This window comes from Pantoea stewartii subsp. stewartii, assembly GCF_008801695.1.
GTDB lineage: Bacteria > Pseudomonadota > Gammaproteobacteria > Enterobacterales > Enterobacteriaceae > Pantoea > Pantoea stewartii.
This window is the reverse complement of record NZ_VZPF01000003.1, coordinates 53,946-78,102: the sequence shown is the minus strand read 5'-3', so window position 1 is coordinate 78,102 and position 24,157 is coordinate 53,946. Positions and strand designations below refer to the sequence as shown.

The window sequence follows — 24,157 nt, the reverse complement described above, 5'->3', positions numbered from 1 at the left end:
TTTCTGCAACGCTGACACGAAAAAGCCCCGGTACAGGCCGGGGCTTTTTGCAGCGGGTGACCGACTCAGACTTCGATATCGGCCTTGTCGCCTTTTTCCTGTAACCAGTTGCGGCGATCTTCAGAACGCTTCTTCGCCAGCAGCATGTCCATCGTCCGCAGCGTCTGCTCAATATCGTCGTCACTGACGGTAAGCTGAACCAGACGGCGGGTATTCGGATCGAGCGTGGTTTCACGTAACTGAAGCGGGTTCATTTCACCCAGACCTTTAAAGCGCTGAACGTTCGGTTTGCCCTTCTTACGCTTTAACTGCTCCAGTACGCCCTCTTTCTCGTCTTCATCCAGCGCGTAATACACTTCTTTGCCCAGATCGATACGATAAAGCGGCGGCATCGCTACATAAACGTGGCCGTTTTTCACCAGCGTACGGAAGTGCTTCACGAACAGCGCGCAGAGCAGCGTGGCAATGTGCAGCCCATCTGAGTCGGCATCGGCGAGAATACAGATCTTACCGTAGCGCAGCTGCGTCAGATCTTCGCTGTCGGGATCGATACCGATCGCCACAGAGATATCGTGCACCTCCTGTGAAGCCAGCACTTCATCCGACGAGACTTCCCAGGTGTTCAGGATCTTGCCTTTAAGCGGCATGATCGCCTGATATTCGCGGTCGCGTGCCTGCTTGGCTGAACCGCCCGCCGAATCCCCTTCCACCAGGAACAGTTCGGTTTTATTCAGATCCTGTGCTGTACAGTCTGCCAGTTTTCCAGGCAACGCCGGGCCGCTGGTCAGCTTTTTACGCACGACCTTCTTCGCCGCGCGCATTCGGCGCTGGGCGCTGGAAATCGCCAGCTCTGCCAGCTGTTCTGCCGCCTGCACGTTCTGGTTCAGCCACAAACTAAAGGCATCTTTGACCACGGCTGACACGAAGGCAGCGCACTGGCGTGAAGATAAGCGCTCTTTGGTTTGACCGGCAAACTGCGGATCCTGCATTTTCACCGACAGCACATAGGCACAGCGATCCCAGATATCCTCGGCGGACAGCTTCACGCCGCGCGGCAGGATATTGCGGTATTCGCAAAACTCACGCATGGCGTCCAGCAGGCCCTGGCGCAGACCATTAACGTGTGTCCCACCCTGCATGGTCGGGATCAGGTTCACATAGCTTTCGGTCAACAGCTCACCGCCTTCCGGCAGCCACAGTAACGCCCAGTCCACCGCTTCGATATCGCCTGCAAAGGCACCCACAAACGGTTTTTCCGGCAGCGTCGGCAGGCCGTTTACGGCTTCACACAGATAATCTGTCAGGCCATCTTCGTAACACCAGCGCTGCTCGGTATTGTTGAGCTTGTCTTTAAAGACGATTTCGACACCCGGACACAACACGGCTTTCGCTTTCAGCAGGTGAGATAAGCGGGAAACCGAGAAACGCGGGCTGTCAAAGAAGTGTTCGTCCGGCCAGAAATGGACGCTGGTGCCGGTGTTGCGTTTGGCTACCGTGCCGGTGACGGTCAGATCCTGCACCTTTTCACCATTTTCAAAGGCGATAGTGTAGATCTCGCCGTTACGGCGCACATTCACTTCAACGCGTTTGGACAGGGCATTAACCACCGAAATCCCGACGCCGTGTAGGCCACCGGAAAACTGGTAGTTTTTATTGGAAAATTTACCGCCCGCGTGCAGCCGGCACAAAATGAGTTCAACAGCCGGAACGCCTTCTTCCGGGTGGATGTCCACCGGCATGCCGCGCCCGTCGTCGATGACTTCCAGCGACTGATCGGCATGCAAAATCACCTCTACCCGTTTGGCATGGCCCGCCAGTGCCTCATCGACGCTGTTATCAATGACTTCCTGACCCAGGTGGTTAGGGCGCGTCGTATCGGTATACATTCCCGGGCGACGGCGAACCGGCTCAAGGCCAGTCAGGACCTCAATGTCACCCGCATTATAGCTTGATTGACTCATGGTAACTGTCTGATTAGATGAAGAAAATGGTTGCGATTTCCACGTTGCTCAAGCGTGATTCAGGCCCAGAAAGTCCAGAATTTGCGGGAAATGGCGCTCGAATCCAGTAAATGCATGATTTCCGCCCTCTTCAACCGTATGACGGCACGCGCTGTAATAGTCGAGTGCCTGGCGGTAGTCGAGCACTTCATCGCCGGTTTGTTGCAGCAACCACAATAAATCAGGCGCTTCCAGCGGATCAATCTGCATCACTTTCAGATCGTAAATGTGGCGAGACTCTAACACATATTGCTGACCGGTGTAGGGATTCTGATTTTCACCCAAAAAATCCACCAGCAACTCAAACGGGCGAACGGCGGGATTGACCACCACCGCCGGCAGCATAAAACAATGTGACAGCCAGGTGGCGTAGTAGCCGCCCAGCGAAGAACCGACGAGGCCCAGCTGTCGTCCGCTGTGGCTGAGCACAATATCTTCCAGCATAGCTGCCGCATCCGCAGGAAACGTTGGCAACTGCGGCACAATCATCTCAATATCGGGATGATGCTGGCTCAGCCACTGTTTAAACAACGTCGCTTTTGCTGAACGCGGTGAGCTGTTAAAGCCGTGCAGATAAAGCAGCGCCTTCATCCGTTAATATCCTTCAGCATCCAGATCGGGGCGAAAAGCCTGTGTGGTGAGTCGGTTGACTTCGGTCTCAAGCTGACCGTCATTGTGCAGCGTAAACCAGCGCCAGCCGGGCGCAACGGTATCGATGGTAAAGCTGGTACAGTGCGGTTTGAACTGCACGCAGGTCGACGGCGTTGCCAGCACACGGCGGCCCTGCCACGGTACATCCATTTCCTGATGAATATGGCCGCAGACCAGCGTTTTTGCCAGCGGATAGTGCTGCAACACGGCGTCTAACTGATGCGGATTGCGCAGGCTGTGTTGATCAAGCCAGGTGCAGCCCGACGCTAAAGGATGATGGTGCAACAGCACCAGCGTATGGCGCTGCGGATAACGGGCAAGCGTGGTATTCAGCCACTCAAGCTGGTAGTCACTTAACATGCCATGGGGCACGCCGAAGACCTGGCTGTCCAGCAGAACAACCTGCCAGTGCTCGCCTAACAGCACATGCTTGTGTGCGTTAATGCCGGCCTCTGCCAGCGTATCGACCATCGCAGGTTGAAAATCATGATTCCCCGGCAGCCAGACGCAAGGTTTAGGCAGGCGCGAAATGCCCTCAACAAAATGCTGATAGGCTTCGACTGAGTGATCCTGAGAGAGATCGCCGGTGGCAACGATAAGATCATAATCACGCTGCTGCGCGATGATCGCATCCAGTACCGCGTCATAACTGGCCCAGGTATTCACCCCCAGCAGGGATTCGTGTTTTCCTGCGAACAAATGCGTGTCCGTTACTTGCAGAATCCGAACCTCAGATTCTGTTGTCGCAGGAAGAGTTAGCAGGCTATCCAAAGCGTTTCCTTCGTCTCTACGCCATTCAGTGCATTATACGCATCAGCAAACCGGTACTGCCATCGCGCCGTGCGTCAGGCAATAACGTAACCAGTCAGCAAGAAACTGATTGATTTGATGCTTCTCATCACGCTGATTCATTTTTTTATTCGGATAATCATAACGTGCTTTGAACCGATAGATCTGCTGTGTCGAACACACTTCAGCCACCATCGCGTCATGATACAGCCTGACAGACATTGACGGCAGGCTCCAGTAACTTACGGCTGGGGCCGTCTGACGGATATCGACCAAGGTAGTATAACGCGTTGATTCTTCAACGGTTACCTGGTAGCGGGCGCCACTCACCTGATAGATCACCGATGCGCCTGCTGCGTCATCACGTGGTAGCAGACGACGTAACTGGGCGAAATTGGTTTCGCACAGCCTCATCATCTCGGGGAAATCAGGGATATAGCGCTGTTTCATTTTTGCGTCCACTCTTCTCGAAGTTTTTTATGGTGCAGTGCCAGCCATTGCAAGGCGATGACAGATGCCGCGTTATCAATAATCCCCTGTTCCACCCAATGGTAAGCCTGTTCACGACTGACCACATGGACAAGAATATCCTCATTCTCTTCCTCCAGACCATGGCATCCTTTTGCCTGGCTGGCATCCACTTCTCCGACCATTACCGATAACCGTTCGCTGGTGCCGCCGGGGCTGGCCAGGTAGTTCAGCACCGGTTTGACCCGGCCAACCATCAGATCCGCTTCTTCGACGGCTTCACGGCGTACTACCTGCTCCGGGGTTTCACCCGGTTCAATAATGCCTGCCACCATTTCCAGCAGCCAGGGCGTGGGACTGCAATCGAAAGCCGGGATGCGGATCTGTTCAATCAGCACCACTTCATCACGGACGGGATCATAAGGTAGCAGCACAGCGGCATGACCGCGCTCAAAAACTTCACGCGTCACTTCCCGGCTCATTTGGCCATTAAACAACCGATGACGAAAGCGATAACGCACAATGGAAAAAAAACCCTCGTACGCGGTTTCTCGTGCAATAATTTCTACATCATTTTTTGTGAAAGTCACAGGTGATGTTTTATTGTCCTTCATCATTAAGTTCCTTATGCAGATTGGGATAACACAGATAAAACACAAGCCCAGATGCCATCCAAAGGGTTATTACTGAGTTATTTACCTGAAACACACAAATATGGCACGTTCAGCCACCTTATCTCACAGTTGCCCTCTGCTAGAATCTGCGATAATTTTTGGCTTACAGGCGGCACAGTCACTGCGATTTGCTGCAACAAAAGGAATGCAAATGAAAAAACTGCTCCCATTTTTTATTGGGCTGAGCCTGGGCGGTTTCAGCTTCGCCAGCCAGGCGGAAAACCTGCTTCAGGTTTACCAGCAAGCGCGTTTAAGCAACCCTGATCTGCGTAGCTCTGCGGCGACGCGTGATGCGGCGTTCGAGAAAATTAACGAAGCGCGCAGTCCTTTATTACCCCAACTGGGTTTGGGTGCAGACTATACCTACGCAAACGGCTACCGTGATAGTAGCGGTATTCACTCCAATACCACCAGTGGCTCGCTGCAATTGACGCAAACCATTTTCGATATGTCAAAATGGCGTGCGCTGACGCTACAGGAAAAAGCAGCCGGTATTCAGGATGTGACCTACCAGGTCGCCCAGCAGGATCTGATCCTGAACACCGCGACGGCCTACTTCAATGTGCTGAAAGCCATTGATACGCTTTCTTACGTCGAAGCGCAGAAGATGTCGATTTATCGCGAACTGGATCAAACGACCCAGCGCTTCAACGTGGGCCTGGTCGCCATCACCGACGTGCAGAACGCCCGCGCGCAGTACGACAGTGTCCTGGCGAATGAAGTGACCGCGCGTAATGACCTGGACAACGCAGTGGAGTCTCTGCGTCAGATTACCGGTATGGATTACCTGGCGCTGGCGTCGCTGGATATTGATCGCTTCAAAACCACTAAACCTGAAGCGGTTAACTCGCTGCTTAAGCAGGCTGAAAGCCGCAACCTGAACCTGCTTTCTGCCCGTCTGAACCAGGACTTAGCCCGTGAGCAAATCCGTTCAGCGGAGGCGGGCCATTTACCGACGCTGGATCTGACCGCCTCGACTGGCCTGTCCAACAGCAAATACGGCGGAAGCCGTGCTGAGCAAAATGCCAGCTCGACAGATTCCATCACCGGCAACAACAAAGTGGGCCTGAGCTTTACCCTGCCGCTTTACAGCGGTGGCAGCGTGACCTCGCAGGTGAAACAGGCGCAATACAACTTTGTCAGCGCCAGTGAGCAGTTGGAAGCCGCGCACCGTTCAGCCGTGCAGACCGTGCGCTCGTCTTACAACAACGTCAATGCGTCAGCAAGTAGCATTGCCGCTTACAAACAAGCCGTGGTGTCCGCGCAAAGTTCATTAGACGCGATGGAAGCCGGTTACCAGGTGGGAACCCGTACCATCGTTGACGTGCTGAATGCGACATCAACGCTTTATAACGCTAAGCAGCAGTTGTCGGATGCGCGTTACAGCTATCTGATTAACCAGTTGAATATCAGCTATGCCCTGGGCACGCTGAACGAGCAGAGTTTGGGTGTGCTTAACAGTCAGTTAGGTAAAGAAATCTCAACCTCGCCGGAAACGGTTCAGCCACAAAATGTACAGCAGGTGCTGGGTGAAGATCACATCTCCACTTCCGAAACGGCACCAGCACCGGCCCCCGTACATAAGGCCGCACATAAGAGCAGCCGTAATCCGTTCAGTCACTAAGCCTGTTGCGGGCTGCTTTGCGGCCCGCCTCTCTGCAAAACGTATAACTACGTAAAGATCCCCGTCCTGCCTGGCCGTTAGCTTCATTTCTCACCACTCATCCCCTATTCTATGCACTACCTTTGGGCACAGGATATTTATAATGAAACGGACTAAAACGATCCGCTATGCCGCCTTTCGTAAGAGCTGGCAAGCAAGACACTTAACGCCTGTTGCTATCGCTGTTTCAGCGGTATTTATGCTGGCAGGTTGTGAGCAAAACGACGAAACCGTCACCCTTTATCAAAACGCGGACGACTGTTCAAAAGCCAATCCGGGACAAAGTGCGCAGTGCACCACCGCGTTTAACAACGCGAAAAAGGAAGCTGAACGCACCGCGCCAAAATACGCGACACGTGAAGACTGTGTCGCCGAATTTGGTGAAAACCAGTGCCAGCAGGCACCGGCACAGGCGGGCACAGGCAGTACGAATGCCGAAGCGCAGCAAAGTGGCAGCTTCTGGATGCCGTTAATGGCAGGCTACATGATGGGGCGCATGATGGGCGGTGGCGCGGGCTTTGCCCAGCAACCGTTGTTCTCACCGAAAACCCCCAACAGCCCGGCAAACGGTCAGTTCGTGGATGCCTCTGGCCGTAACTACGGTAATGCCACCCCAGGTAAAACCATGAACGTGCCCAAAACTGCCCTGGCGCCGAAACCGACCACCACCTCCACCATCACACGTGGTGGTTTTGGCGAAACGGTTGCGAAACAAAACGCGATGCAGCGCAGCAGTGCTAGTGCTTCCGGCACCTCCAGTCGTTCGCTGGGAGGCTAATACCGTTTATGCAACGTATCGCGATTTCTGAGCGTCCGGGCTGGCGGGAAAAAGCCACAGAGTTTGGTTTTCGTTTTCACACCATGCACGGTGAGCCCTACTGGTGCGAAGATGCTTACTATCAGTTTACCCTGGCGCAAATCGACTATCTGGAGGAGGTGACCGCCGAACTTCATCAGATGTGTCTGCAGGTGGTGGAAAAAGTGGTAAACAGTGAAGCCCTGCTTACCCGCTTCCGTATTCCAAAACACACCTGGGATTTCGTGCGTGACTCGTGGAATCAGCGTCAGCCTTCACTCTATTCCCGTCTCGATCTGGCGTGGGATGGCCGAGGCGATGCCAAACTGCTGGAAAACAACGCCGATACACCGACCTCGCTGTATGAAGCGGCGTTTTTCCAGTGGCTGTGGCTGGAAGACCAGCTGAATGCGGGCCAGTTGCCGCCTGGCAGCGACCAGTTTAACAGCCTGCAGGAAAAGCTTATCGATCGCTTCACGGTGCTGCATCAGCAGCACGGCTTTAACTGGCTGCACTTTGCCTGCTGCCGGGATACCGAGGAAGATCGCGGCACGGTGCAATACCTGCAGGACTGCGCCACGGAAGCCGGCTTACCCAGCGAATTTCTCTATATTGATGAGATAGGGCTGGGTGAGAAAGGCCAGTTTACTGACCCGCACGATCAGGTGATCAGTAATCTGTTTAAGCTTTACCCGTGGGAATTTATGCTGCGCGAAATGTTTTCGACCAAGCTGGCGGATGCGGGCGTGCGGTGGCTTGAACCCGCCTGGAAAAGCATTCTGTCAAACAAAGCGTTATTGCCAATGCTGTGGCAGATGTTTCCCAATCATCCCAACCTGCTGCCTGCCTGGTTTGCTGAAGACGACGTGCCGCCTATGGACAAGTATGTGGTCAAACCGCTGTTCTCCCGCGAAGGCGCTAACATTCGTATCGTGGAAAACGGCAAAGAGATCGCCCGGGTGGATGGTCCATACGGCGAAGAAGGCATGATTGTGCAGCAGTTCCATCCGCTGCCAAAATTTGGTGACAGTTATACGCTGATTGGCAGTTGGCTCATCGACGATCAACCGGCCGGTATTGGCCTGCGGGAAGATCGGGAGTTGATCACGCAGGATCTGTCGCGTTTCTATCCGCACGCCTTCATTGAATAGCCTTTTATCTCCAGGCCAGTTCGCTGGCCTGTCTTACGCGTTAACCGACCTGTACCGACAACATACTGATTGCGCCCATCTCCATACCTTCCACCGGAACGGTCACTGGCTCATCTGCGTGACGGGAACCCAGCACATACAGCAATGGCAGGAAGTGTTCCGGCGTCGGGTTGGATAAGGCCGCATCCGGATGCTGCATAAAACTCACCAACGGATGTGAGTCCGCCTCGGCCTGCACCGCCAGATTGTCCCGCACGAAGTTATTGAACCCTGTCGCCCAACTGTAAGCTTCGCCACCGCCCCAGAGAACTTTACGCAGGTTGTGCACCACGTTACCGCTGGCGACGATCATCACGCCGCGATCGCGCAGCGCAGACAGCTTTCTTCCCATCCCGAAATGCCAGGCGGCGGGCTTGCCGCTGTCGATACTGAGCTGGACGACCGGGATATCTGCGTCGGGATACATCTTAATCAGCACGCCCCACGAGCCATGATCCAATCCCCATGCGTGATCCAGATGAACCGGCACCGGGGATAACTGTTCCGCAATCTCTTCCGCCAGTGCGGGTGAGCCCGGCGCGGAATAACGGGTATCAAAAAGCGCCTGAGGAAAGCCGCCAAAATCGTGAATAGTGCGTGGATTGTCCATCGCCGTTACGGCAGTTCCCTGTGTGTACCAGTGAGCCGAAACCGCCAGAATCGCACGTGGCCGTGGCAGGGTTTCACCGGCTTTACGCCAGGCTGCGGTATAGCGGTTTTCTTCTAAGGCATTCATTGGGCTGCCGTGTCCCAAAAACAGCGCCGGCATGCGAACCTGACTCATAGTGATCCTTGATGTGTTCATTCTGTGAACACCACGATACGCTTTTTACCGGCGTGATCACGCGGATAAGCATGATGTTCTCTGTCAGAAATTTTGAATAAAAATGGCAGGGACTGAGGAAGCGCACAGACAGGACAAGGCGAGACGATCAGGCCAGAGAACTGGCCTGATTAAGACGAAAACTAGCTGGCCTGACGCGTTTCGTGTTCGCGACGGTAGGCTACCAAATCTTCGATGGTGACGACGGGCATGGCGTGTTGTTTCGCGAACGCGATCACTTCCGGCGCATGCGCCATGGAACCGTCGTCGTTGGTCAGTTCACACAGAACGCCTGCGGGCTTGAAGCCTGCCAGCGTCACCAGATCGATAGTGGCTTCGGTGTGGCCACCGCGCGTCAGAACGCCACCATCATGGGCACGCAGCGGGAAGACGTGACCCGGACGGTTTAAATCTTCAGGTTTTGCGTCATCGGCAATCGCGGCACGGATAGTGGTAATACGATCCTGAGCAGATACGCCGGTGGTTACGCCTTTTGCCGCTTCAATCGTCACGGTGAAACCGGTGCCGTAGGCGCTGGTGTTGTTTTCCACCATCATCGGCAGCGCCAGTTGCTGGCGACGCTCTTCAGTCAGGCACAGACAAACGATACCGCTGCCGTGACGAATGGTTAACGCCATCTGCTCCACGGTCATGGTTTCCGCGGCGAAAATCATGTCACCTTCGTTTTCGCGATTCTCATCGTCGAGAACCATAACACCACGGCCTTCGCGTAAGGCTGCGATAGCACGTTCTACACGCTGTTTCGGCGTGCCAAATTCAGAAAGTAGAGTCTGATTCATGGTAATAAAACCTTATAAATGTGTTGGGTTACCAGAATCAGGGCAAGCTTAGGAGTGACGTCGTAAAGACGTAGCAATGACGCAAAACAGACATAATGCCTGACAGATGTCGTTACCCTCTCCCATCCGGACTTTAACCGTCGGCCCCGGAATTACACCGGATCTGCTGACCTTCACCATTACTGCGAAGCGCTCGCGGGCTTTCAGCCTGGGCTGATTTACCGCCGGTGGGGAATTTCGCCCCGCCCTGAGAATAAGCGTTTTAACTATAACGTTTCCCCGTCAGGGCAGCAATCCACAAAGCCATTATTGCTTTAGCTTTTTTTGCGCTATGGATTTCAGGTTTAACCTTTTCAATTCAGGCATTACACTTAAGTGACTCTAGCGTTGGTAAAATGCTGCCACAGCAACCCGTAACCAGGAAATCATCATGATCGACACGAAAAAAATTGAACAAATTGCCCGTCAGGTTCATGACGCGCTGCCGAAGGGAGTTCGTGAATTTGGCGATGATGTTGAAAAGAAAATACGGCAGACTCTGCAGGCCCAGCTGACCCGCATGGATCTGGTCAACCGTGAAGAGTTTGATGTACAGACTCAGGTTTTACTGCGTACGCGGGAAAAACTGGCGGCGCTGGAACAACGTCTGGCCCAGCTGGAAAGCAAAGGAACCGGGACCGCATCGTCTGCACCAGCGGTGCCCACCACGCCAGGCCCGGCACCGGCGATTGTCCCGGCGGCGAACCCTGCGGATAAATCCGGCGAGTGATGCTGGCTGGCGGGAGCGCAGGCTCCCGCCATCACGACTCAGTTGCCGCGAATGGTTTTAATGATATTGGTGGTTGAAATGCCATCTTCAAAGTTCAGCACCCGCACGTCACCGCCATTCGCCCAGACTTCCTTACTGCCTGCAATGTCTTCCGGCTTGTAATCCCCGCCTTTCACCAGTAAATCCGGTAATATGCTGGCGATCAAACGCTGCGGCGTATCTTCTTCAAACAGCACGACCCAGTCTACGGCTTCCAGCGCACCCAGCACGATCATCCGGTTTTCCTGCGGATTCACCGGACGGCTGTCGCCTTTAAGACGTTTCGTCGACGCATCGCTGTTTACCGCCACAATCAGGCGATCGCCCAGTTTACGGGCGTTTGCGAGGTAGGAAACATGACCGGCATGCAGAATGTCGAAGACGCCATTGGTCATGACCACTTTTTCGCCGCGCTGACGGGCCATAGCGACGGCCTCTTTCAGTTCCGCTTCGGTCATGATGCCAAAACCGCGCTCCGGACGGGCATGAATGGCGTTTTCGAGCTCCACGATGCTGACGGTTGAGGTTCCCAGTTTACCCACCACCACACCGGCTGCCGCGTTGGCCAGGAAACAGGCTTCTTCCAGCGAATCCCCCGCCGCCAGAGCAGCAGCAAGCACACCAATCACCGTATCCCCGGCGCCGGTAACGTCAAACACTTCCTGTGCCTGCGTGGGCAAGTGCAGCGGCGCTTTCCCCGGCTGTAGCAGCGACATGCCATTCTCAGAACGCGTGACCAGCAGCGCGGAAAGGTCGCAATCGGCAATCAGTTTCATGCCGCGTTCAACAATTTCCTGCTCCGTCCTGCATTTACCGACAACAGCTTCAAATTCCGACAGGTTGGGCGTCAGCAGCGTCGCGCCGCGATAGCGGGCAAAATCGGTGCCTTTCGGATCGATCAGAACAGGCACACTGGCTTCACGCGCCAGAGTGATCATCTGCTGAACGCTGTCGAGCGCCCCTTTGCCGTAATCCGACAACACCACCGTGCCACTGCTGGCCAGCGACTGGCGCATTTTTTCGTGCATCGGTGCGGCATCAACCTGCTCAAAACCTTCTTCAAAATCCAGGCGGATAAGCTGCTGGTTGCGGGACAGCACACGCAGTTTGGTGATCGTCGGATGGCTTTTTAACGTGACAAAATTGCAGTCAACACGAACGTCCTTAAGCGTTTTACTCAGGACCTGAGCCGCATCGTCCTCACCGGTCAGCCCGATCAACCGTGAACCGGCACCCAGCGCAGCAATATTCATCGCCACGTTAGCGGCGCCGCCAGGGCGTTCTTCAACGGTCTCCACTTTCACCACCGGCACCGGGGCTTCAGGGGAAATACGGCTGGTAGGGCCATACCAGTAACGATCCAACATGACATCGCCAACGACCAGTACCGAAGCCTGGCCGAACGCGGGCAGAGTAACTTTCATTCCAGACACTCCAGACTGCATTCAAAATAGTGCGCGGATGATAGCACAGTTGCTATCAGCATCACGCCGTGAGAGATTCTGCTGACTGCAACCACCGCTGCCAGCTGGCGTTGACCGACGCTCTTTCCTGCGCAAAGGCATCCGGTTCGACGTGTCCCGGCAGCGCCTGCAGCGCCAGATGGTGCAAGGCATCGCGCAGCGTGACATAGGCATGGGTTAACGCCGCCGCTTCGTCGTCTGCCATTTTTTGATGGTTTGCCATCAGTTCAAAGATCCGCACATTGTCCGACCAGCGCGTTAAGGCAGGCTCTGCTGCGGCATAGCGCAGTACGAGATATTGGGCAATAAACTCGATATCGGTAATGCCGCCTTCGTCGGTTTTGATCTCCCAGCGCCCTTTATGCTTATTGCTCAGATGCGCGCGCATTTTATCACGCATCTCCCTGACCTCGGTTTGCAACGCCACCGGTTCACGGGGCAGGCAGAGAATCGCCCGGCGAATGGCGTTGAAACGTTCGCTCAGGGCGGGCTCACCGAAGACAACCCGGGCACGCACCAGCGCCTGGTGTTCCCACGTCCAAGCTTCGTTACGTTGATAGTCATCAAAAGCGTCGAACGTGCTGACCAGCATGCCCGCCGCACCGGAAGGACGCAGGCGCGCATCCACTTCGTACAAAATCCCGGACGAGGTGCGGGTGCTAAACAGGTGCATGATGCGCTGCGCCAGCCGCAGATAAAACTGTCGGCCGTCAATGCTGCGTTCGCCCTGGGTCACCGCGTCCAGCGGGCAGTCGTGCAGAAAAACCAGATCAAGATCGGAGCTGTAACCCAGCTCCCATCCACCCAGCTTGCCATAGCCCAGCACGGTAAAACCCCGCTCGTGCTCCTGCCCCAGATGCGAAGGCCGACCGTAACGCTGCACCATCATATTCCAGGCCTGTTGCACCACCGATTCAATGATGGCTTCGGCCAGCCAGGTTAAGTGATCGCTCACTTTCATCACCGGCAACGTCCCTGCAATGTCGGCTGCCGCGATGCGTAACATCTGCGCCTGTTTAAACTGGCGTAACGCTTCAAGCTGTTGCTCTTCATCGTCGGCGGGAATGCGCATCAGGTACTGGCGCAGTTCATCACGATAGGCATCCGTCGCGGTGGGCTGATACAGCGTGGCGGGATCGAGAAGCTCATCCAGCAGCAGCGGATAATGCGCCAGCTGGCTTGCCACCATCGGCGAGGCTGCACACAGACGGATCAGGTGCCGCAGGGCTCCGTGATATTCCGTCAGCAGCTCCAGATAGGTACTGCGCGTCAGCACGCTGAGCAGCAGCGGTGCCAGCCGGCTAAAGGTGACGGCCGCATCGCTGCGCAGACAGACTTCGCTCAGCAGGCGCGGCATCAGCTGATCCAGTGCCTGACGACCGCGCGGACCAATGGAACGGCGGCTGATATCCTGACGAAACGCTTCCAGTGACTGATTGAGCGCCTGACAGTGTTCCGCGTCCAGTTGAGGAACCAGCGGGGCCAGCTCGCTGTCTTCCAGACTGTCCTGCCAGAGCATATTAAAATCGGCCAGCTCCGGTTGATCGCCAACATCCGGCGAATCTTCACCAATCAGCTCGTCAAAGATTGCCCGCACGGCGGCCATGTGCGTATCCAGTTTTGCGCTAAGTTCTGACCAGTCCTGACACTGCATCGCCCAGGCCAGTCGGGCGCGGTGCAGTGCATCTTCCGGCAGCGTTTGCGTTTGTTCATCGGCCAGGCTTTGCAGCAGGTTTTCCAGCCGCCGCAAAAACAGGTAGGCCTCGCGCAGTGCAGCAACCTGCTCCGGTGGCAGTAAGCCCAGGGATTCAATGGCGGAAATCGTGGGCAGCAAGGCTCTGAGCTGAAGCGAGCGCTCACGTCCACCGCGAATCAGTTGAAAGACCTGGACGATAAACTCCGTTTCGCGGATGCCGCCCGCCCCCAGCTTAATGTTATTTTTCAGGCCACGGCGGCGCACTTCACGTGAGATCATCGCCTTCATGTTACGTAACGACTGAATCACGCTGAAATCAATATAGCGGCGATAGACAAACGGCCGCAGCATCTGCTGCAACTCCTGGCTCCAGCGATCCTGATCATCGCCCATCAGTCGGGCTTTCACCATGGCATAGCGTTCCCAGTCGCGCCCCTGCTCCTGGTAATAATCTTCCAGCGCGGCAAAGCTCATCACCAGCGGCCCACTGTCGCCAAAGGGCCGTAAACGCATATCCACCCGGTAAACAAACCCGTCCGCGGTGGGCTGATCGAGCACCTTGATCAGGCGCTGCCCCATACGGGTAAAAAATTGCGCATTGTCGAGTTCACGCCGACCGCCACGGGTACTGCCGTTATCGGGCCAGACAAAAATTAAATCGATATCAGAGGAGAAATTCAGCTCGCCGCCGCCCAGTTTTCCCATGCCCAGGATCAGCAGCGGCTGAGGCTCACCCGCGGCATTACAGGGCGTGCCAAACTCACGACAGCAGTCCTGATAAACCCAGTCACGCGCCGCACTGATCAGGACCTCCGCCAGTACACTCAGCTGTTGCAACGTCTGTTCTGTGCTGGCGTGATGCAGGCACTGCATCCAGGCAATGCGCACCAGCATCCGACGCCGAAACAGGCGCAGCACGCGCATCAGACTGGCTTCGCTGTCTGCCGCCGCCATGTCACCACTTAGCCACTGCGCGTAGTGCCGCCACTCTTCATGCTGAGGCGAGCGGTCAGCGATCGCCTGCCACCAGTCCGGGTTCTGCTGCAGGTTGTCGAGCACGAAATCGCTGAAGGCCAGACCGGCAAGTTGCTCTTCCGTAAGAGCAGAACCGGTAAGACCTGACTGTTCGACCGCCCGCTCGGCCTGAGTACGCAATACGGTAGGTAAGGCTGGCAACATGTTCTCTCCCTGATAGCGTGCTGTTAGATTCAGCGCGGCGAGCTGCTGGTTAACCAGAACGGCGGTTGTTTCATTGCCTGCGCGGTTAAGCCGTCTAAGCTGACGTGCTGCTTTTCGTGTATGGCGCGCTGTAGCTGCTGCCACGGGGCCAGCCAGTGCTCTACCGCGTCCGGCGAGTAAGCGCCCGCCAGCAAATGAACGGCCAGTAATTGTCGATCGAGACGCGTGGCTTTGTCCTGATATTCATTCGCCTGATGAATGGTGGCAAAGGTTTCTTTCAGATCGGCATTAATGCGGCCCAGCATGATATCGCCGAAGCGCTTGAAGGAACCTTGCAGCTTGGCTTGCCCCTTCTGATCAATCCACGGCGTCCATTGTGCCTCAGCCAGCCAGTGAGTAAGTGCTAACTGGGTTTCTACGGAGCGAGTAGAGAAGCAGAAGCTGTCTGCATCCACGTCTTCATTCAGCAGCGTTTCTTCCAGCGTCGTCAGCTTCTGACGCAGATCGCTACTGGCCTTACGCGGCACTAACGCACCAAAGAGCGCAAAGGCCTGGCGCAGCACGTCCAGCGCTTCACGTACTGATTCCCGCGCGCGCTTATTGCCCCGTAACCACACTTCTTCATGATATTGCCAGTGCTCCAGGCCAGCGGCCATTGCCGCCACCATGCCAGCTTCCACCGTCGCCTTCGGTCCGGCTTTCAAAAGCGGAAAAGCACGTAATTCACGTGGAAGGTTACCTTTCGCCAGCTGATAGCCGCGTGCCGCTTTGCTCAGGCTGCCCATACGCAGGTCGCCCACGGCAATCAGCTGCTGCGCAAACGCCAGCATATCGCTGCGCTCACCGCTTTTTAACTCCAGTTCGACTTCTGACAGCGCGTCCTGATGCTCACCGGCCGCGACCTCGCCTTTATCGAACGCGATTTCCACTTCGCTCTTACCTGCCGTCACCAGCCAGATTTCACGGTCAAAATGCGTGCTGAACAGCGGGTTCAGGCGCTGCTGCAAGGCCGCGATATCCGTTCCCTCTGGCCAGATGTCGGCGGGCAGACGGCTGATATCCAGCGTAGGTTCCGTCAGGTCAACGTTGTATTCGCCGCGCTGATGTAAACCGCCCAGCGTACTGCCGGCCGTTTTCAGCGTCATTTCGTAACGCTGGTCCACGCCGCGAATACGTAAGCCCATGTTCCACCGTCGTAACTGGTTATCGTCGGTTTCAAAATAGATATTGGTCAGCTGGCGCGCTGCCTGATGCTGATGCGGAAAAGCCGCCAGCCTCTCTGCCAGTTTCCCGGCAGCGTTGGGTTTTGCAATGAACTTAAGCTCAATCTCAATGGTCATATTTTTTTATTCACTACGTCGCTGGCACTTGAGGATATATTCCCTGCCCGTTTAAGGTTATCTTCTGCTGCATCCACTGAGCCGAAGATGCGGGTTTTCAGGCGAAGAGTAATGCACAGAAGCCTTGCTGTCTCTGGTTTCTTTCTGCTTTCGCTCGCCTTTTCGCACTCTTATGAGACCAGGATAGTTCTCATTCAGATTTATGCGAAGCCTCTACAGACTGTGCCGGTAAATTATCTTTATTTTTAAACAAAACGAAATCGAATGAAAAAAATCACACTTGCTGGAATCACTTTGCTGGCCCTCAGCGCCCTTACACCTGCTCATGCCGATCAAAAACGCTATGTTTCTGACGAATTATCCACCTGGGTTCGCAGCGGCCCCGGCGACCAGTTTCGCCTGCTCGGTAAGCTGAACGCGGGTGAACAGGTCGAACTGCTACAAACCAATGACGCCACCAAATATGGCCAGGTGCGCGATGCGGAAGGCCGCACCGTCTGGATTCCCCTGTCGCAGTTGAGTGAAAATCCCAGCCTGCGCACCCGGGTGCCTCAGTTAGAACAACAGGTTAAAGACCTGACAGCTAAGTTAGCGAACATTGACAACAGCTGGAACCAGCGCACGGCCGAGATGCAGAATAAAGTGGCCAGCAGCGACAGCGTCATCAATGGGCTGAAAGAGCAAAATCAGAAGCTGAAGAACGAACTGATTGTGGCCCAGAAGAAGGTCAATGCCGCTAACGTTCAGCTGGATGACAAACAGCGCACGATCATCATGCAGTGGTTTATGTACGGTGGCGGCGTGCTCGGCGTGGGCCTGCTGCTGGGTCTGTTGCTGCCGCATATGGTGCCGCGTCGCAAGAAAAACGATCGCTGGATGAACTAACCTTTTCCACCGCTCGCTGCAAAAGGGGATCGTAAGATGCCCTTTTTGGCCTGTCTGCAATATGTCGAATTTGTGTAACAATAAGGGTTGTGCCCGTCTGAATTCAGGTGCAGGACGCCCGCAGACGCGCAGGTCGCTTATTTATCTCTGGAGTGGTGCGTGAAGACGTTTCTTGTTGGCGGTGCGGTGCGTGATGCGTTGTTGAAATTGCCGGTTAAAGACAAAGACTGGGTGGTCGTGGGCGCAACGCCAGAAAGCATGCTGGAACAGGGCTATCATCAGGTGGGCCGCGATTTTCCGGTGTTTCTGCATCCTGACAGCCGCGAAGAATATGCACTGGCGCGCACCGAACGCAAAAACGGCAAAGGCTATACCGGTTTTACCACCTGGTCGGCCCCGGACGTCACGCTGGAGCAGGATTTACAACGCCGCGATCTGACGATCAACGCCATCGCCCGCGATGAAAACGGCACGCTCTATGATCCCTACCAGGGGCAACAGGATATTGCTGACCGACTGCTGCGCCACGTTTCAGAAGCCTTTAGTGAAGATCCGCTGCGCGTGCTGCGCGTGGCGCGATTTGCTGCGCGCTTTGCCCACCTTAACTTTCGCATTGCCGATGAAACCCAGGCGCTGATGCGGCAAATGGTGGAGAGCGGCGAGCTGGCCGATCTTACCGCTGAGCGCGTGTGGAAAGAGACCGAAAAAGCGCTGTCCTCGCATAATCCTCAGGTCTATTTTCAGGTGCTGCGTGACTGCGGTGCCCTGAAGGTGCTGTTCCCGGAAATCGATAACCTTTATGGCATCCCCGCCCCCGCCAGATGGCATCCTGAAATTGACACGGGCGTGCATACGCTGATGGCATTGACGCTCTCCGCCGCCTTAAGTGAGGCCATTGATGTACGTTTTGCCACGCTGTTTCACGATGTAGGCAAAGCGTTAACGCCCGTTGAAAAGTGGCCCAGCCATCGCGGTCATGGCCCCGCCGGCGTGCCGCTGGTTGCCGCACTCTGTGAGCGTTTGCGCGTGCCGAATGCCATTCGCGATTTAGCCCTGCTGGTAACCGAATTCCACGACACGATGCACACCATTGAGCAGTTGCCTTCTGAGGCGATTGTGGCGTTATTTGACCGTCTCGACGCCTGGCGTAAACCTGAACGCGTGCATCAACTGGCGCTGTGTAGCGAAGCCGATGCCCGTGGGCGCGGTGGGCTCGCCAGCATGCCGTATCCACAGGGCGACTATCTGCGGCGCGCATTTGCGCGGGCGCAGGCCGTGTCATCGAAAGCGGTGGTTGAGGCGGGCTTTAAAGGGAGTGCGGTGCGGGAAGAGCTGACGCGGCGCCGCATCGACGCCGTTGCCGAAGGCAGAGGTTAACGCGGCCAGTGACCTGGCCGCGTTGGGTTTACGTGAACAGCATGTAAACCGCAGTCGCTACGATAAAGCGGTAGACCGCAAACGATACGAAAGAGATGCGTTTGATCAGCTCCAGGAACACTTTGATCGCAATCATCGCGACGACAAAGGCAGTGATAAAACCCACTGCAAACATCGGGAAGTCGGCCATGCTCAGGAAGCCCAGGCTCTTGTACAGATCCAGCCCGGTCGCCCCCATCATCATCGGTACGGCGAGGATAAAGGAGAACTCGGACGCCGCATAGCGACTCACGCCCATCAGCATCCCGCCTGAAATCGTGGCACCTGAACGCGAGAAGCCCGGCCACAGCGCCAGACACTGGAAGCAGCCGATCATAAACGCCTGACGATAAGTAATGTCATCCACGCCAACGGATTTTGGCTGTTTTGGCTTCAGGAATTCCGCCGCTAACAGCAGCAAACCGCCGACCACCAGCGCATACATAACATTTATCGGATTAAACAGCGTTTTAATTTGATCGTGTAAGACCAGCCCTATCACGACAGCAGGAATCATGCCCAGCAGGATATGAATCAGCGTTAAGCGACCGGTTCCTGTCCCTTCGTGTTTGACTTCGCCAAAGTGGATGCCGATCAGGCCAAACAAACGCCGCCAAAACATCACGACTACCGCCAGAATGGAGCCTAGCTGAATCACGACTTCAAAGGTTTCGGCTTTGTCACCCTCAAAGCCAAGCAAATGCCCCACTATAATCATGTGCCCGGTGGAAGAGACCGGTAAAAACTCGGTCAGCCCTTCTACCACGCCCAGGATTGCAGCTACCCACAGCTGATGAATATCTGCCATCAATGTATTCCCTCTGTCCGTTTTAAAACCATGAAAAAGGCGCTAGCAGTCGCGCTATCGCCTTGAATCTTATCTGTCCAGCCTGAATATAACATTAAGCTCGCTTGCCATTGAGTTTGTTATAACGAAACGGCACCTGCTGAGACAGACCATAATTTGGTTTGGTTTCATTGTGATGGCAATCACATCATCACTATTTAGGAATAGTCCCGCGCTCAATTCGCACGCCAACCTGCGCGGCCTGCGCTACAGCGCCCGGTTTTGCTACCTTTATACGCACACCGGGCGAATTGAAACGGTTCATCAACAGATCCGCAATTTCTTCGGCAACGCGTTCGACCAGTGCAAAACGTCCGCCCGTCAGATGTGTCAGGATCGCCTCAGAGACGTCAGCGTAGCTCAGACAATCCTTAACATCGTCACTGGCGGCCGCCTGGCGGTTATCCCAGGCCATTTCGATATCGATCACCAGCTTCTGCTGAATCCCCTGCTCCCAGTCGTAAACGCCAATTGTAGTGAAGACGGTGAGTTGTTCTATAAAGACGATATCCATGACGGTGCTCTCTGTTTTTGGCCAGGCCGGATACCACTTCCGGCAGATTGTGCGTATTATCCATAGTTGACGTGATCAAAACGACCCCAAAGGAAACGGGACGGTGTTATGAGTGCTTTCGCGCTTGGTATGATTATTTTCGCGTATCTGTGTGGGTCCATCTCCAGTGCGATTCTGGTATGCAAACTCGCCGGGCTACCCGATCCCCGCACCCACGGTTCAGGCAACCCGGGTGCCACCAATGTGCTGCGCCTTGGCGGCAAAGCGGCGGCAGCAACGGTGCTGGTATTCGATATTCTGAAAGGTATGGTGCCTGTCTGGCTGGCGTACCTGCTTCACGTGCCCCCGCTTTACCTGGGCTTAACCGCTATTGCCGCCTGTCTGGGCCATATTTATCCGGTGTTTTTCCGCTTCAGAGGCGGGAAAGGCGTGGCGACCGCGTTTGGTGCTATCGCGCCGATCGGCTGGGATCTGACCGGGCTGATGACCGGCACCTGGCTGTTGACCGTCCTGCTCAGCGGTTACTCATCGCTTGGGGCGATTGTCAGCGCCCTGATTGCGCCGTTCTATGTCTGGTGGTTTAAACCGCAGTTTACGTTCCCGGTTTCCATGCTCTCCTGCCTGATTTTGCTGCGACATCATGACAACATCCAACGTCTGTGGCGTCGTCAGGAAAGTAAAATCTGGAAGCGCAAAAAGAAACAGTAAGCGTAAAAAAAGCCGGTTGACCGGCTTTTTTCTGTCAGATGGCAGGCAGTTCGGCCAGCGGCCAGCGCGGCCTGACGCTTACGCCCAGCTCTCCCCGCGTACCGCCTTTCAGACGCACCATGCCCGCGTAGGCAATCATGGCGCCGTTATCGGTGCAAAATTCAGGACGGGCATAAAATACCTCACCACCGCGCTTCTGCATCATGACCGCCATTTGCTCGCGCAGCGTACGGTTGGCACTCACGCCGCCCGCAATCACCAGCCGCTTAAAACCGGTTTCATCCAGGGCGCGTTTGCATTTGATGGCCAACGTATCCACCACCGCATCTTCAAACGCACGGGCGATGTCGGCACGGGTTTGCGCGTCATCGTCATGGCCACGAATGGTATTCGCCGCAAAGGTCTTCAGGCCCGAGAAACTGAAATCCAGCCCCGGACGATCGGTCATCGGACGCGGGAACGTGAAGCGTCCAGCCGTGCCCTGCTGCGCCATTTTCGACAGCATGGGACCGCCGGGATAATCCAGCCCCAGCAATTTGGCGGTTTTATCGAAGGCTTCGCCTGCGGCATCGTCAATTGACTCGCCCAGCAGTACATATTCACCAATGCCGGTAACGCTGATCAGCTGCGTGTGGCCGCCAGAAACCAGCAAGGCCACAAACGGGAAGGCGGGTGGATTGTCTTCCAGCATCGGCGCCAGCAGATGACCTTCCATATGATGCACGGGCACCGCAGGCACCTTCCACGCAAAGGCCAGCGCGCGCCCAATCGTCGCGCCCACCAGCAACGCGCCGACCAGGCCCGGCCCCGCCGTATAGGCCACCGCATCAATCTGCTGCGGCGCTAAATCCGCCTGTTTCAGCGCCGCCTGAATCAGGGGCACCGTTTTACGTACGTGATCGCGCGAAGCCAGTTCCGGTACCACGCCGCCGTAATCGGCATGCAGTTTTACCTGGCTGTAGAGCTGGTTCGCGACTAAGCCAGCCTCGTCATCATAGATTGCGATGCCGGTTTCATCGCACGATGTTTCAATACCCAGAATTCGCATTGCTTCACCTCATTCTTGCGGCGCGCAGTTTAGCATAGCCACTGTGCAAAAAGAGGACTCAATCCACGCAAAAAGTCATTTTCTGCTGCCTAAAGAGTGCGCTATACTCCCGCACCTGGAAAAAAACGGCAGCCGCACAGGCATACGCTCCTGTTGGTTCTTAATTATCCATGGTGCTTTACAAGCCGACGCGAGTTGGAGTAAAATGCTGCACCATTTTGAAATGTGCTGGCGCCGCAGTCAGCAGAAAAACCGAATTTTATTGAGGTGAGAGTTACATGCCGGTAATTAAAGTACGTGAAAACGAGCCGTTCGACGTAGCACTGCGTCGCTTTAAGCGTTCTTGCGAGAAAGCAGGCGTTCTGGCTGAAGTTCGTCGTCGTGAGTTTTATGAAAAACCAACGACCGAGCGTAAGCGCGCTAAAGCATCTGCAGTTAAGCGTCATGCCAAAAAACTGGCTCGCGAAAACGCACGCCGCACTCGTCTGTACTAATATCCCGGAGGTTCGCCTCCACAGCGTGATAAACGCAGACCGAGTCAAGTAAAAGGCCGTGCTTTCCGAAAGGAAGCGCGGCTTGTTGTCGTTTATGAGCTGAAAAAACGGGGCTTATGGCAGGACGAATTCCACGCGTATTTATCAATGACTTACTTGCCCGCACGGACATCGTGGAGTTGATCGATGCTCGCGTAAAGCTAAAAAAGCAGGGAAAGAATTATCATGCGTGCTGTCCTTTTCATAATGAGAAAACCCCCTCTTTTACCGTAAATGGCGAAAAACAGTTTTATCACTGTTTTGGTTGTGGTGCGCACGGTAATGCCATCGACTTTCTGATGAACTACGATCGTCTGGAGTTTGTTGAAAGTATCGAAGAGTTAGCCACTTCTCACGGGTTAGATGTCCCTTACGAAGCGGGTAACGGGCCCAGCCCGATGGAACGCCATCAGCGCCAGAGCCTGTACCAACTGATGGACAACCTTAACGGTTTTTATCAGCAGAGTTTGCAGCAATCCAGTGCCCAGTCAGCGCGCGATTATCTTCAACATCGCGGCCTGAGCGCCGATATCATTAATCATTTCGCGATAGGTTATGCCCCCGCCGGTTGGGACAATGTTCTCAAACGCTTTGGTAAGCAGCCGGAAGATCGCGAGTCATTAATGGAAGCGGGCATGCTGGTCAGTAATGACAAAGGCCGGGTTTACGATCGCTTTCGCGAGCGCGTGATGTTTCCCATCCGCGATAAGCGAGGCCGCGTTATCGGCTTTGGCGGCCGCGTGCTGGGTAATGATACGCCGAAGTATCTGAACTCGCCCGAAACGCCTGTTTTTCATAAAGGTCGTCAGCTGTATGGCCTGTATGAAGCCTTAAAAAATCATCCTGAACCGAAACGCCTGTTAGTGGTGGAAGGCTATATGGATGTCGTTGCCCTGGCGCAATACGGCGTGGACTACGCGGTTGCCTCACTGGGTACATCGACCACGGCTGAACATATTCAGTTGCTGTTTCGCAGTACGGATAACGTAATTTGCTGTTACGACGGCGATCGCGCCGGACGTGAAGCCGCTTGGCGAGCGCTTGAAACCGCATTGCCTTACATGAATGACGGTCGTCAACTACGCTTTATGTTTTTACCTGACGGCGAAGACCCGGATACGTTGGTTCGCAAAGAAGGTAAAGCCGCATTCGAAGCGAGGATGGAGCAGGCTATGCCGTTCTCTTCGTTTTTGTTCGACAGCCTGTTGCCGCAGGTCGATTTAAGCTCTCGTGACGGCAAAGCGCGTTTAAGTACACTGGCATTGCCACTGATCACGCAGATTCCTGGTGAAACGTTACGCATTTATCTGCGTCAGGAACTGGGAAACAAACTCGGTATTCTGGATGATGCGCAGCTTGAAAAGCTGATGCCTAAACAGGCACAGGGCGCAAGCGCACCGGTTGCTCCGCCGCTGAAACGCACCACAATGCGCGTTCTGGTGGCGTTGCTGATTCAGAATCCACAACTGGCAAGCCTGGTCCCTGCACTGGATGGGCTGGCCGAGTCAAAAATAGCCGGTTTACCGCTATTTATTGAATTAGTGAAGCGCTGTAACGAGAATCCTGGATTGACCACCGGTCAGCTACTAGAGTTATATCGCGGAACAAATTTTAGCCAAACGCTTGAAACACTGGCCGTGTGGAACCACATGATAGTGGATGAAGAGAGCGAAGCGGTGTTCCAGGATTCCCTGGCCAGTATTTATGACGCGGCTCTGGAAGAACGACTGGAGTTCCTGATTGCGCGAGAACGCACCCATGGACTCAGCACCGACGAACGTCGCGAGCTCTGGACACTGAGCCAGGCCTTCGCGAAAAAGTAACAGGTTACCCTACCTGCTGCTGTCCGTAACCGGAGCGGCAGGT

22 protein-coding genes and 1 riboswitch are annotated in these 24,157 nt (G+C 55.1%); of the genes, 9 read left to right on the top strand and 13 right to left on the bottom strand.

Features of this window, described 5'->3' with window-relative positions:
* Positions 1 to 65: 65 nt before the first annotated feature.
* The 5 genes from parE to nudF are packed head-to-tail and all read right to left on the bottom strand — an operon-like array spanning position 66 to position 4,522.
* Entirely contained in the window at positions 66 to 1,961 is a 1,896-nt protein-coding gene (gene parE, locus F7Q90_RS01525; RefSeq protein WP_006118187.1) for a DNA topoisomerase IV subunit B, read from the bottom strand.
* Positions 1,962 to 2,009: 48 nt separating this feature from the next.
* Positions 2,010 to 2,591, bottom strand: a complete 582-nt coding sequence (gene yqiA / locus F7Q90_RS01520) for an esterase YqiA (RefSeq protein ID WP_006118189.1) — start codon at positions 2,589 to 2,591, stop codon at positions 2,010 to 2,012.
* A 3-nt stretch (positions 2,592 to 2,594) separates the two neighbouring features.
* Entirely contained in the window at positions 2,595 to 3,422 is an 828-nt protein-coding gene (gene cpdA, locus F7Q90_RS01515) for a 3',5'-cyclic-AMP phosphodiesterase (RefSeq protein WP_006118190.1), read from the bottom strand.
* A gap of 42 nt (positions 3,423 to 3,464) precedes the next feature.
* On the bottom strand, positions 3,465 to 3,890 hold the full coding sequence (locus F7Q90_RS01510) for a DUF1249 family protein (RefSeq protein WP_006118191.1): 426 nt from the start codon (positions 3,888 to 3,890) through the stop codon (positions 3,465 to 3,467).
* A complete protein-coding gene (gene nudF, locus F7Q90_RS01505) occupies positions 3,887 to 4,522 on the bottom strand; it encodes an ADP-ribose diphosphatase (RefSeq protein ID WP_006118192.1) in 636 nt (211 codons plus the stop codon). Before nudF ends, F7Q90_RS01510 begins: the two co-directional genes overlap by 4 nt.
* 211 nt (positions 4,523 to 4,733) lie before the next feature.
* Between nudF and tolC the strand changes: the two genes are divergently transcribed.
* From tolC to F7Q90_RS01490, 3 genes are all read left to right on the top strand, one after another.
* Positions 4,734 to 6,206 (top strand): outer membrane channel protein TolC, encoded by a 1,473-nt coding sequence (gene tolC / locus F7Q90_RS01500; protein ID WP_006118193.1) that lies wholly within the window; start codon positions 4,734 to 4,736, stop codon positions 6,204 to 6,206.
* Positions 6,207 to 6,348: 142 nt separating this feature from the next.
* The gene (locus F7Q90_RS01495) at positions 6,349 to 7,023 is read left to right on the top strand and encodes a DUF1190 family protein (protein ID WP_006118194.1); all 675 of its coding nucleotides are present in this window, start codon (positions 6,349 to 6,351) and stop codon (positions 7,021 to 7,023) included.
* 8 nt (positions 7,024 to 7,031) lie between these two features.
* Positions 7,032 to 8,192, top strand: coding sequence for a glutathionylspermidine synthase family protein (locus F7Q90_RS01490; protein WP_006118195.1), 1,161 nt, complete (start codon positions 7,032 to 7,034; stop codon positions 8,190 to 8,192).
* Positions 8,193 to 8,232: 40 nt separating this feature from the next.
* Here F7Q90_RS01490 and ygiD read toward each other — a convergent pair whose 3' ends face one another.
* Positions 8,233 to 9,015 carry a 4,5-DOPA-extradiol-dioxygenase gene (ygiD, locus tag F7Q90_RS01485; protein WP_006118196.1) on the bottom strand — a complete coding sequence of 261 codons (783 nt, stop codon included), beginning with the start codon at positions 9,013 to 9,015 and terminating at the stop codon, positions 8,233 to 8,235.
* Between the two features lie 182 nt (positions 9,016 to 9,197).
* The gene (gene ribB / locus F7Q90_RS01480; protein ID WP_006118197.1) at positions 9,198 to 9,854 is read right to left on the bottom strand and encodes a 3,4-dihydroxy-2-butanone-4-phosphate synthase; all 657 of its coding nucleotides are present in this window, start codon (positions 9,852 to 9,854) and stop codon (positions 9,198 to 9,200) included.
* 110 nt (positions 9,855 to 9,964) lie between these two features.
* A riboswitch (FMN riboswitch) is annotated at positions 9,965 to 10,113 on the bottom strand.
* 171 nt (positions 10,114 to 10,284) lie between these two features.
* Between ribB and ubiK the strand changes: the two genes are divergently transcribed.
* The gene (gene ubiK / locus F7Q90_RS01475) at positions 10,285 to 10,623 is read left to right on the top strand and encodes a ubiquinone biosynthesis accessory factor UbiK (RefSeq protein ID WP_006118198.1); all 339 of its coding nucleotides are present in this window, start codon (positions 10,285 to 10,287) and stop codon (positions 10,621 to 10,623) included.
* Between the two features lie 38 nt (positions 10,624 to 10,661).
* Here ubiK and hldE read toward each other — a convergent pair whose 3' ends face one another.
* From hldE to F7Q90_RS01460, 3 genes are all read right to left on the bottom strand, one after another.
* A complete protein-coding gene (gene hldE, locus F7Q90_RS01470) occupies positions 10,662 to 12,086 on the bottom strand; it encodes a bifunctional D-glycero-beta-D-manno-heptose-7-phosphate kinase/D-glycero-beta-D-manno-heptose 1-phosphate adenylyltransferase HldE (protein WP_006118199.1) in 1,425 nt (474 codons plus the stop codon).
* Between the two features lie 61 nt (positions 12,087 to 12,147).
* Entirely contained in the window at positions 12,148 to 15,000 is a 2,853-nt protein-coding gene (glnE, locus tag F7Q90_RS01465) for a bifunctional [glutamate--ammonia ligase]-adenylyl-L-tyrosine phosphorylase/[glutamate--ammonia-ligase] adenylyltransferase (protein WP_006118200.1), read from the bottom strand.
* A gap of 29 nt (positions 15,001 to 15,029) precedes the next feature.
* Positions 15,030 to 16,340 (bottom strand): CYTH domain-containing protein, encoded by a 1,311-nt coding sequence (locus F7Q90_RS01460; RefSeq protein WP_006118201.1) that lies wholly within the window; start codon positions 16,338 to 16,340, stop codon positions 15,030 to 15,032.
* 264 nt (positions 16,341 to 16,604) lie between these two features.
* On the opposite strand from F7Q90_RS01460, the gene F7Q90_RS01455 reads away from it, so the two are divergent.
* Together F7Q90_RS01455 and F7Q90_RS01450 are read left to right on the top strand one after the other, a co-directional pair.
* The gene (locus F7Q90_RS01455) at positions 16,605 to 17,225 is read left to right on the top strand and encodes a TIGR04211 family SH3 domain-containing protein (RefSeq protein WP_006118202.1); all 621 of its coding nucleotides are present in this window, start codon (positions 16,605 to 16,607) and stop codon (positions 17,223 to 17,225) included.
* A 159-nt stretch (positions 17,226 to 17,384) separates the two neighbouring features.
* Positions 17,385 to 18,602 carry a multifunctional CCA addition/repair protein gene (locus F7Q90_RS01450; RefSeq protein WP_006118203.1) on the top strand — a complete coding sequence of 406 codons (1,218 nt, stop codon included), beginning with the start codon at positions 17,385 to 17,387 and terminating at the stop codon, positions 18,600 to 18,602.
* A 28-nt stretch (positions 18,603 to 18,630) separates the two neighbouring features.
* On the opposite strand, the gene bacA is transcribed toward F7Q90_RS01450, so the two are convergent.
* Positions 18,631 to 19,449 carry an undecaprenyl-diphosphate phosphatase gene (bacA, locus tag F7Q90_RS01445; protein ID WP_006118204.1) on the bottom strand — a complete coding sequence of 273 codons (819 nt, stop codon included), beginning with the start codon at positions 19,447 to 19,449 and terminating at the stop codon, positions 18,631 to 18,633.
* Positions 19,450 to 19,642: 193 nt separating this feature from the next.
* Positions 19,643 to 20,002 (bottom strand): bifunctional dihydroneopterin aldolase/7,8-dihydroneopterin epimerase, encoded by a 360-nt coding sequence (gene folB, locus F7Q90_RS01440; RefSeq protein ID WP_006118205.1) that lies wholly within the window; start codon positions 20,000 to 20,002, stop codon positions 19,643 to 19,645.
* Between the two features lie 108 nt (positions 20,003 to 20,110).
* Between folB and plsY the strand changes: the two genes are divergently transcribed.
* Positions 20,111 to 20,710: a glycerol-3-phosphate 1-O-acyltransferase PlsY gene (gene plsY / locus F7Q90_RS01435; protein WP_006118206.1), complete on the top strand. Its 600-nt coding sequence runs from the start codon at positions 20,111 to 20,113 to the stop codon at positions 20,708 to 20,710.
* A gap of 34 nt (positions 20,711 to 20,744) precedes the next feature.
* On the opposite strand, the gene tsaD is transcribed toward plsY, so the two are convergent.
* Positions 20,745 to 21,758, bottom strand: coding sequence for a tRNA (adenosine(37)-N6)-threonylcarbamoyltransferase complex transferase subunit TsaD (gene tsaD, locus F7Q90_RS01430; RefSeq protein WP_006118207.1), 1,014 nt, complete (start codon positions 21,756 to 21,758; stop codon positions 20,745 to 20,747).
* A 278-nt stretch (positions 21,759 to 22,036) separates the two neighbouring features.
* Between tsaD and rpsU the strand changes: the two genes are divergently transcribed.
* Positions 22,037 to 22,252: a 30S ribosomal protein S21 gene (rpsU, locus tag F7Q90_RS01425; protein ID WP_001144069.1), complete on the top strand. Its 216-nt coding sequence runs from the start codon at positions 22,037 to 22,039 to the stop codon at positions 22,250 to 22,252.
* A 116-nt stretch (positions 22,253 to 22,368) separates the two neighbouring features.
* Entirely contained in the window at positions 22,369 to 24,114 is a 1,746-nt protein-coding gene (gene dnaG / locus F7Q90_RS01420; protein WP_006118208.1) for a DNA primase, read from the top strand.
* The last annotated feature ends 43 nt before the right edge of the window (positions 24,115 to 24,157 follow it).

Coding starts and splice junctions, on each gene's coding strand:
- parE (WP_006118187.1), bottom strand. CDS start 1,961: ATGAGTCAATCAAGCTATAATGCGGGTGACATTGAGGTCCTGACTGGC.
- yqiA (WP_006118189.1), bottom strand. CDS start 2,591: ATGAAGGCGCTGCTTTATCTGCACGGCTTTAACAGCTCACCGCGTTCA.
- F7Q90_RS01510 (WP_006118191.1), bottom strand. CDS start 3,890: ATGAAACAGCGCTATATCCCTGATTTCCCCGAGATGATGAGGCTGTGC.
- nudF (WP_006118192.1), bottom strand. CDS start 4,522: ATGAAGGACAATAAAACATCACCTGTGACTTTCACAAAAAATGATGTA.
- tolC (WP_006118193.1), top strand. CDS start 4,734: ATGAAAAAACTGCTCCCATTTTTTATTGGGCTGAGCCTGGGCGGTTTC.
- F7Q90_RS01495 (WP_006118194.1), top strand. CDS start 6,349: ATGAAACGGACTAAAACGATCCGCTATGCCGCCTTTCGTAAGAGCTGG.
- F7Q90_RS01490 (WP_006118195.1), top strand. CDS start 7,032: ATGCAACGTATCGCGATTTCTGAGCGTCCGGGCTGGCGGGAAAAAGCC.
- ygiD (WP_006118196.1), bottom strand. CDS start 9,015: ATGAGTCAGGTTCGCATGCCGGCGCTGTTTTTGGGACACGGCAGCCCA.
- ribB (WP_006118197.1), bottom strand. CDS start 9,854: ATGAATCAGACTCTACTTTCTGAATTTGGCACGCCGAAACAGCGTGTA.
- ubiK (WP_006118198.1), top strand. CDS start 10,285: ATGATCGACACGAAAAAAATTGAACAAATTGCCCGTCAGGTTCATGAC.
- hldE (WP_006118199.1), bottom strand. CDS start 12,086: ATGAAAGTTACTCTGCCCGCGTTCGGCCAGGCTTCGGTACTGGTCGTT.
- glnE (WP_006118200.1), bottom strand. CDS start 15,000: ATGTTGCCAGCCTTACCTACCGTATTGCGTACTCAGGCCGAGCGGGCG.
- F7Q90_RS01460 (WP_006118201.1), bottom strand. CDS start 16,340: ATGACCATTGAGATTGAGCTTAAGTTCATTGCAAAACCCAACGCTGCC.
- F7Q90_RS01455 (WP_006118202.1), top strand. CDS start 16,605: ATGAAAAAAATCACACTTGCTGGAATCACTTTGCTGGCCCTCAGCGCC.
- bacA (WP_006118204.1), bottom strand. CDS start 19,449: ATGGCAGATATTCATCAGCTGTGGGTAGCTGCAATCCTGGGCGTGGTA.
- folB (WP_006118205.1), bottom strand. CDS start 20,002: ATGGATATCGTCTTTATAGAACAACTCACCGTCTTCACTACAATTGGC.
- plsY (WP_006118206.1), top strand. CDS start 20,111: ATGAGTGCTTTCGCGCTTGGTATGATTATTTTCGCGTATCTGTGTGGG.
- tsaD (WP_006118207.1), bottom strand. CDS start 21,758: ATGCGAATTCTGGGTATTGAAACATCGTGCGATGAAACCGGCATCGCA.
- rpsU (WP_001144069.1), top strand. CDS start 22,037: ATGCCGGTAATTAAAGTACGTGAAAACGAGCCGTTCGACGTAGCACTG.
- dnaG (WP_006118208.1), top strand. CDS start 22,369: ATGGCAGGACGAATTCCACGCGTATTTATCAATGACTTACTTGCCCGC.